Source organism: Acinetobacter sp. YH12096, assembly GCF_013419215.1.
Taxonomy (GTDB): domain Bacteria; phylum Pseudomonadota; class Gammaproteobacteria; order Pseudomonadales; family Moraxellaceae; genus Acinetobacter; species Acinetobacter amyesii.
In genome coordinates this window covers 108,875-117,181 of record NZ_VPAM01000006.1, presented here as the reverse complement: position 1 = coordinate 117,181, position 8,307 = coordinate 108,875, and the positions used below count along the sequence as shown (strand labels likewise).

The 8,307-nt window shown below is 40.9% G+C and carries 6 protein-coding genes and 2 pseudogenes; 5 read left to right on the top strand and 3 right to left on the bottom strand.

Annotated features, from left to right (window positions below; genetic code table 11):
- Together FTU36_RS16690 and FTU36_RS04530 are read right to left on the bottom strand one after the other, a co-directional pair.
- Positions 1-136 (bottom strand): annotated as a pseudogene (locus tag FTU36_RS16690) (hypothetical protein); the annotation flags it as partial.
- A gap of 132 nt (positions 137-268) precedes the next feature.
- Positions 269-1,000, bottom strand: a pseudogene (locus FTU36_RS04530) (MBL fold metallo-hydrolase); the annotation flags it as partial.
- 372 nt (positions 1,001-1,372) lie between these two features.
- On the opposite strand from FTU36_RS04530, the gene FTU36_RS04525 reads away from it, so the two are divergent.
- The 3 genes from FTU36_RS04525 to lon all read left to right on the top strand — a co-directional run bounded on the left by FTU36_RS04525 (position 1,373) and on the right by lon (position 5,214).
- The gene (locus FTU36_RS04525; RefSeq protein WP_078191329.1) at positions 1,373-1,747 is read left to right on the top strand and encodes a diacylglycerol kinase; all 375 of its coding nucleotides are present in this window, start codon (positions 1,373-1,375) and stop codon (positions 1,745-1,747) included.
- A gap of 305 nt (positions 1,748-2,052) precedes the next feature.
- Positions 2,053-2,640, top strand: coding sequence for a 5-formyltetrahydrofolate cyclo-ligase (locus FTU36_RS04520; RefSeq protein ID WP_180116876.1), 588 nt, complete (start codon positions 2,053-2,055; stop codon positions 2,638-2,640).
- A 147-nt stretch (positions 2,641-2,787) separates the two neighbouring features.
- A complete protein-coding gene (lon, locus tag FTU36_RS04515; protein ID WP_180055790.1) occupies positions 2,788-5,214 on the top strand; it encodes an endopeptidase La in 2,427 nt (808 codons plus the stop codon).
- Positions 5,215-5,630: 416 nt separating this feature from the next.
- Here the strand turns inward: lon and FTU36_RS04510 are convergent, their stop codons facing one another.
- Positions 5,631-6,542, bottom strand: a complete 912-nt coding sequence (locus FTU36_RS04510; RefSeq protein ID WP_180073246.1) for a M20/M25/M40 family metallo-hydrolase — start codon at positions 6,540-6,542, stop codon at positions 5,631-5,633.
- A 203-nt stretch (positions 6,543-6,745) separates the two neighbouring features.
- Between FTU36_RS04510 and rlmH the strand changes: the two genes are divergently transcribed.
- Together rlmH and FTU36_RS04500 are read left to right on the top strand one after the other, a co-directional pair.
- Entirely contained in the window at positions 6,746-7,228 is a 483-nt protein-coding gene (gene rlmH / locus FTU36_RS04505; protein WP_078189858.1) for a 23S rRNA (pseudouridine(1915)-N(3))-methyltransferase RlmH, read from the top strand.
- 137 nt (positions 7,229-7,365) lie between these two features.
- Positions 7,366-8,142 (top strand): dioxygenase, encoded by a 777-nt coding sequence (locus FTU36_RS04500; RefSeq protein ID WP_180055791.1) that lies wholly within the window; start codon positions 7,366-7,368, stop codon positions 8,140-8,142.
- Positions 8,143-8,307 lie beyond the last annotated feature (165 nt).

Below are 8,307 nucleotides of genomic sequence, written 5' to 3'. Positions count from 1 at the left end.
CTGTCGGAGCTGTCGGAGCTGTCGGAGCTGTCGGAGCTGTCGGAGCTGTCGGAGCTGTCGGAGCTGTCGGAGCTGTCGGAGCTGTCGGAGCTGTCGGAGCTGTCGGAGCTGTCGGAGCTGTCGGAGCTGTCGGAGCTAAATTTAGCGGGTTCCAACGGAACTGACCATCATTCATTTCACTAATTTTACCAATACCCGGAAATGGTAAATGTGCAAATGCAACGAAGGTTTGCTCTTGAGCAAAACGTTTAAAAATTGCTAAACGAGTTTCACTGGCTTTGACCGGATCGACATCAAAATCGACAGATAACTTTGGTTGTTCAAACTGTAAATGATAGGAATGAACCACATCGCCGAGGATAGCAAAACTTTTAGCTTGTGATTTTAAGATAAAAGAATAATGCCCCGGTGTATGTCCAACACTCGGTAAAACCTCTAAACCATTAATCACCGAACCAACGCTAAAGGTCTTAAAACTCCGCATGGTTTGATATGGCGCAATCGCAGCTTTAATTTTCACAACGGTCGCTAAATAACCTTCACGTTTTTCGGTAGCTAAAGTGTTGACGGTGCTTTCACTTAACCAATACTGACTTTCTTGTTCATTGACGTAGACCGTTGCATTTGGAAACACAGCCTTACCTTGTTTCGCAATGCCACATGCATGATCAGGATGTAAATGAGTTAAGAAAACACTGCGTACACGATTAAGCTTATAGCCAGCTGCTTCAATATTTTGTGCAATAGAACCTAAGTTCGGTCCAAAACAACTGGCTGCACCACTATCAACAAGACTGATACCGCCTTGTCCATCATCAATCAGGTAGGCATTGACACTGGTTTGTATACCTTTGCTCTGATCAACAGCAAGCTTTTGGAATAAAGCGCGAACTTCTTCTGGTGTTAAATTTTGTTTAAATAAATCAGGACTTAATTCGAGTGTCCCATCTTTTAAAGCAATGACTTTATACGCACCCACTTGGAAAGGATAAAATCCCATGGGCTGAGTCACATTCGTTTTGATTTCCGTTTGAATAACTGCCGGCTCTGCACTGACAACCTGGCTGGTTAAAAGTGTTGCTGCAAGCACAGCAAAACTAAAGTATTTCATTGTTGACCTATATCACTTTTATTATTTCATGCAATGAAGCAAAGGCTTCAAAATTAAAAAATTTAAACGCCTGTATTGTGCCTGAAATTCAGGCAGATTTTAAGTCTAATAATGAATAAACATAGCACTAACTTGATACAGGCTTATGTAAATCCCCTTAAATTTTTAGGCCCAATAAAATAAAAACTGAATGCAAGAAAACTTTAAGCTTGGCATGTTATATTTTCGCCAGTTTTTAAATCTATACGTCTGTACAGTGCTATGAGTGAAATTTCCCCGTTTAAAGGTAAATCTGGACTTAAACGAATTTTAAATGCAACGCAATATTCCCTCGATGGATTCAAAGCTGCTTATCAAAATGAAGCTGCATTTCGACAAATTGTCTGGATGAATATGGTGCTTATTCCCACCAGTTGTTTTCTCGATGTCAGTCGTGCTGAACATGCGCTTATGGTGGTGGTGTGTTTATTTGCCTTGATTGTTGAGTTATTCAACTCTGCCATTGAAGCCGTGGTCGACCGGGTATCTTTAGACAAGCATCCACTTTCTAAAATTGCCAAAGATATGGGAAGTGCAGCTCAATTTGTCGCTTTAGCAATTATTTTTTTTACTTGGTTAATTATCCTTTTGCCTTAAATAAAGGCTGTCTCACTCTATTTGCAGGGTTATGCCCTGCTTTTTTTAATTCCTTATTTCTGTTTTTTAAGTAAAATTTACGCTTCCCTATGCACATCTACTGATCTATCGAAATAAGCCAAAAATTCAAACTATGAAATCATTGGCTTAAACAAGATTAGAGGGGGGAAAATAGATACACATTCATTGAGCAGACCGCTTCTTAAGGACGCTTTTACAAGAAAAGATAAAACCTATTTTTTCGGACTTTTAAGCTTGAACACGTTAAAATGCCTTGAGAATTTTGTGCTACTTTGAAATGAATCATGACTTTGAGCACCACCAGCCTTCGCAAACAACTCCGCAAGCAGCGTCGTAGCCTACACCTATGGGCCCAACGACAAGCTGAACAACAGGTCCTACAGCGTTTAATCCGACTCAGTCATTTTCAGCGCAGTCAGCATATAGGCGTGTATTTACATGCATTCGGTGAAATTCACACTAAACAGCTCATCCACTACTGTTTTACTCATCAAAAAAAAGTGTATTTACCCATGATTTGCAACATGAATCAGCAACTGGTTTGGGTTGAAATCTCACGACATCAATACATCAACAAACGTTTTTCTCATCACCCACTCGGCATGAAAGAGCCTATGGCGAGTCGTGGGAAGCATGTTTCTCATCTTGACCTTTTAATCATGCCCTTGCTCGCTTGCGACAAGTACGGCACACGTATTGGCATGGGGGGTGGCTTCTACGATAAAACATTAGCAACAGCTCACTCTATACCCTACCGTTTAGGACTTGGTCACGATTTTCAACTCATCCAAGACCCCTTAGTCCGAGAAGCATGGGATCAACCGCTAGATGGCTTTATCAGCCCATCTCAAACTTTAAGTTTCAAACGTTAATTTGATATTTTTGACGCTGAGTTACACTTAAAAATCACATATTTAGTCATTTTTTATACATTTTAATTGGCATGACCCTTGTAATTTAAAAAATACACATCACTATAAAAAACATGGCAACACCGTTGTCACTCATTAGGAGTGCCCATGTCTGAGATTATTATGAATGAAGAAAGCTTGGAAACTACAATTCCGAGCGTATTACCGCTTTTAGCGCTACGAGATGTGGTTGTATATCCTCACATGCAAATTGCACTGTTTGTGGGTCGCGAAAAGTCGATCAATGCAGTCAATGTCGCACGTGACAGTGACAATCTTGTATTCGTAGTTGCACAAAAAGATTCGCTTACAGAAGAAATTGATCACGACAATTTATATCAATACGGTACTGTCGCGAAGATTGTGCAAGTTGTGAATCATGAGAATGATGAAAACTGTATAAAAGTACTGATTGAAGGCTTATATCGTGCCAAGCTAGAAAAAATTATCGATGCCGATGATTACCTGACTGCCGAGCATTCATTAAGCCCAATGACGGTTTCTGTAGACTCAGAAACTCAGAATAACCGTGTCGAAGAATTACGTACCTTATTTGCTCAATATGCAGAAGCAAAACTGCGTAATGCACGTGAATTGATTGCAGCAGCCAATAAAATTGATGATTTACTGCAATTATTATTCTTCGTAGCAACACGCGTGCCTTTGAATATTGATGTCAAACAAAAATTCTTAGAGCATGATGAATTTGAAGCACATTTAGCTGAACTCATGACCTACTTATTACAACAGTCAGAAGAACAGCAAATTGAGCAAACCTTACATGATTCTGTAAAACGCCAAATGGAAAAGAATCAGCGTGAATACTTCTTAAATGAAAAAATGAAGGTCATTCAACGCGAACTTTCTGACATGAATGGCGGTGCTGAAGATGACGTTGCAGAAATTGAAAAACGTCTAGCTGAAGCCGATTTACCTGAACATGTACGTAAAAAAGCTGAAAATGAGTTCCGCAAGCTAAAAGCGATGCAACCTGCTTCAAGCGAAGCTGCTGTCGTGCGTAACTACCTAGAAGTTATTTTAGATACGCCTTGGAACAAAGCCAGCAAAGTCAGCATTAACCTTGCGAAAGCTCAAGATATTCTTGATGCCGATCACTATGGTTTAGACGACGTGAAAGACCGCATCGTGGAATACCTTGCTGTTCAATCACGTGTGAAAAAACTTCGTGGTCCAATCCTGTGCTTAGTTGGTCCTCCAGGTGTTGGTAAAACTTCACTCGGTGAATCTGTTGCCAAAGCGACTGGTCGTGAATTTGTCCGTATGGCGCTTGGCGGCGTGCGTGACGAAGCTGAAATTCGTGGTCACCGTCGTACATATATCGGTGCGATGCCCGGTAAAATTGTGCAGTCTTTGACAAAAGTTGGCGTAAAGAACCCACTGTTCTTACTCGATGAAATCGACAAGATGGCGCAAGACTACCGTGGTGACCCTGCTTCAGCATTGCTTGAAGTCCTCGATCCATCACAAAACAGTAAGTTCAATGATCACTATTTAGATCTTGATCTAGACCTTTCTGAAGTGATGTTCATCTGCACTGCAAACAGCATGAATATTCCAGAAGCTTTGCTTGACCGTATGGAAGTGATTCGTCTACCGGGTTATACCGAAGATGAAAAAGTGAATATTGCTGAACGTTACCTTGTTCCAAAAGCCATCAAGAACAACGGTCTACGTGCGAAAGAATTAACCGTTCACGAAGAAGCCATCCGCGATATCGTACAACGTTATACACGTGAAGCCGGTGTCCGTAGCTTAGAACGTGAAGTGTCTAAAATTGCACGTAAAGTGGTAAAAGAAGCAGTGAGCAAGAAAGCGAAAAATCTTCAAATTGAAGTGAATTCGAAAAATCTTCCTGACTACTTAGGTCCACACAAATTCGACTTCGGTATGGCCGAAGAAGAAGCTGAAGTGGGTCGTGTAAACGGCTTGGCGTGGACATCTGTTGGTGGTGAACTACTAACAATTGAAGTTGCAGCAGTGAAAGGTAAAGGCAAGTTCATTACCACCGGTTCTCTTGGCGATGTCATGAAAGAATCGATCACAACAGCGATGACCGTTGTACGTACCCGTGCAGATGAACTGGGTATTGAAGCGATTCGCTTTGAAGAAACAGATGTGCATGTGCATTTACCAGAAGGTGCAACACCGAAAGATGGTCCATCTGCTGGTTTAGCCCTAACTACCGCTCTTGTTTCAGCTTTTACAGGCATTGCAATTCGTCCAGATATCGCAATGACTGGTGAAACCAGTCTGGGTGGCCGTGCAATGCGCATTGGTGGTTTAAAAGAGAAACTTCTCGCTGCTCACCGTGGTGGCATTAAGCTTGTCTTTATCCCACAAGATAACGTTCGTGACTTGACTGAGATTCCAGACAATGTCAAAGAAGGTCTAGAAATTAAACCAGTGAAATCGATTGATGAGATTTTACCTCTAGCCTTAGTTGATATGCCTAAACCTCTTGCAAAGACACCGATTGTCAAAGCAACTGAAGGTGGAAAAGCTGCTCGTCACTAAGCGCTAGCAACTCGCAATAAAAGAAAAAAGCCCTGTTTCGACAGGGCTTTTTTTCATTCATGCTTTCAACTAAATATTCGAAAAATTTCATTCAAATCCTTCGCTATGACAAGACTCAAGACAACAGCTACAACTTTTGATTGGATTACTATTTCAAATTCGACATCAAGATTAAGAATAGTCAATAAGAAAGTCTTACAAAATTTGAATGCTATTACTTGAAATATCGCCCTCTATCCCACATATATAGTAGAGAGATATACGCGTTGTATGTTTCTTTATTGGTTCCAATCACGTCTAAAAGCGTGATGATCATTGGAACAGGATGGTCATCTACATCTCCAGGTAGATGACCTTTTATCGCAGTCCACAGGCTTTCGGGGCTGCGTTTTTTATGTCATGTGTTTAAAGACATGCTATTTCAAATTTAAGATGGTTTTCACCAAACCATCGATCACTTGAGCCATTTTGTCTAAGTTTAATTTATCCAAGGTATCTTGCTCGGTGTGATAGTGCTTATTACGATAAAATGCCGTATCAGTGATCATCATCGCTGGCATATCAAATTGCCAATAATTCATATGGTCTGAAAAATCCACACCCTGAATAAATGAAGGTGAAATCAAGCGCTCACATTGTAGTTGCTTCAATGACTCCATCGCAGCACAATACGATGAGGTTAAGTCACGAGACTGAATGTTCCCCACCGATGCAATAAAATTTGTATGCGATGGATAAATCCATTTCAGCCCAACAGGATATTCTTGGGTGACTTTCGGATCAAAATAACCAATCATTTCTAGAATATATACACCTGAAATTTTATCCTTTTCCTTTGCTACCGATTTTGCATGGATAAAACTGCCCATCGACTCTGTTCTAAAATATGGCGGTTCTTCGAGGGTATAAAATACAAATTCAATATTTTGTTTTAAACGCGCTTTTTCAGCCGAAAGAATCCGAGCAGCTTCGAGTACACCTGCAACGCCAGAAGCATTATCATCAGCGCCATGCTGCTCCTCAAATACATCGTAGTGCGCGCCAATGATCACTCGGTTGCTATGCCCTGCATTTAAGGGACAAACCACATTACGGTATGGCTGGCTGTTTACGGTATAGGTTTGAAAACGACAATTCACACCAAATAAACGCATCTGCTCACGAATCCAAGCAGACACCCGGTTTAACTCTTGAATGTTCTTATAGTTACGATATTCAGCTTCATTACCAATAATTTGTTCTAAATAGACTTTTAAATTATCTGGTTCAGCGGTTCTAATATTGTTGGCATACGTCGCAAATGAACACCATGCAAAAATTGAAAGCATTGCTGCTTGCTTGAGCAAAAATAATTTACCGTCCTGCCATGTTTTTTTCATTGTTATTATTCCAATTTTCATCTTTGATCTAATCTGCTTATGCTGCGTATTTAAACAGCAAGCAGAACACGATTTCAATTGCAAATTGTGTCTGAACATACAAAGTGCAAGCGAACCGTTATAATGCTCTTTTGTATACTTTCGGGCGCTGTATGAAAATTCGTATTCTGACAATCGGTCAAAAAATGCCAGCATGGGTTCTGACGGGTTTTGAAGATTATTTCAAACGTATTCAGCCATTTGTTCAAACGCAAATCATTGAACTGCCTATGGCTAAGCGTGGCAAGAACGACTCAGAAGCCGACATTTTAAAATACCGTCAAATTGAAGGTGACAGCATTTTAAATGCCATGAAATCGAATGAAGTGCTGATCGCCTTAGAAGTCGGTGGTCGTGAGTTTAGTACCGAAAAACTAGCTGAAACCATGAAAGGCTGGATGCTTGAAGGCAATGATGTGGTTTTAGCCATTGGTGGGCCAGATGGACATTCTGAGGCGGTACGTAAAGCAGCAGCATGGCATTGGTCTTTGTCTAAACTAACTTTGCCACACCCAATGGTTCGTGTCATGCTCATCGAACAGCTATACCGTGCAATGAGTATTAATCATAATCACCCTTACCATCGTGCGGGTTAATCCGAACTAACATCCAGCGTATACAGCAGTTACAGCGTTGCAACAATGAAACAAACCGTTGAAATTATCCGAATTGTTACGCTGAATAATATAGTGCATGATCATCATATTCCTTTAAACAACCAACGGCGACCGCGATGAATTTACATACACTTCCAGGTTTATTTATTTCCCATGGCTCACCTATGCTTGCCATCAATCCTGAGCAAGTCGGTCCTGCGTTGGAACGTTTAAGCCTGAATCTTCCAAAACCGGAAGCCATTATTATCATGTCCGCACATTGGGAAAGTAACGCACTAGAAGTAAGTACCAGTGCCCGTCCTGAAACTTGGCATGACTTCCGTGGTTTCCCTGCGGAACTTTATGATATTCGTTATCCAGCACCGGGTAACCCAGAGCTTGCAGAAGAAATTCTTCATTTACTTGCCAATGCAGGATTATCGGCACATGCCAACAGCACTCGTCCACGTGATCATGGCGTTTGGATGCCGTTGTTGCATATGTATCCTGATGCAGACATTCCTGTGATTGAAATATCGCTGCCGATGACTATGTCTGCGCAAGAGATCTATAAAATTGGACAAACGCTCGCACCTTTACGTGACAAGCAAATCCTGTTGATTGGATCGGGCAGTATTACTCATAACTTACGTGAATTGGCTTGGGATGGACGTGCAGCAACCGTGCCTGAGTGGGCATCTACATTCCGTAATTTTGTGGTCAATAAGCTCACTCATCAAGATTTTGATGCAGTTCTCGATTGGCAAAATATCCCGTTTGTACAACGCAACCATCCGACCATTGAACATTTTGCACCCATCTTCTTTGCGATGGGTGCAGGCCCCCGCTTCTCTATTGTTCACAGTAGCTTTAGTATGGGTTCGCTGGGTATGGATATTTATCGTTTTGATTAAACGTGAAATAAACTTGATAGCTTGACTTATTCATAATTTATATTAATAAGTTAACAAATTATTATTTATGGATACATTTTGCTACTTATTTGAGCTGAATGTATTCATATTCTTTTAAAATGAATGGGTTATGCTACAGGCTGAAATTCACTTAGAACAGTTAGC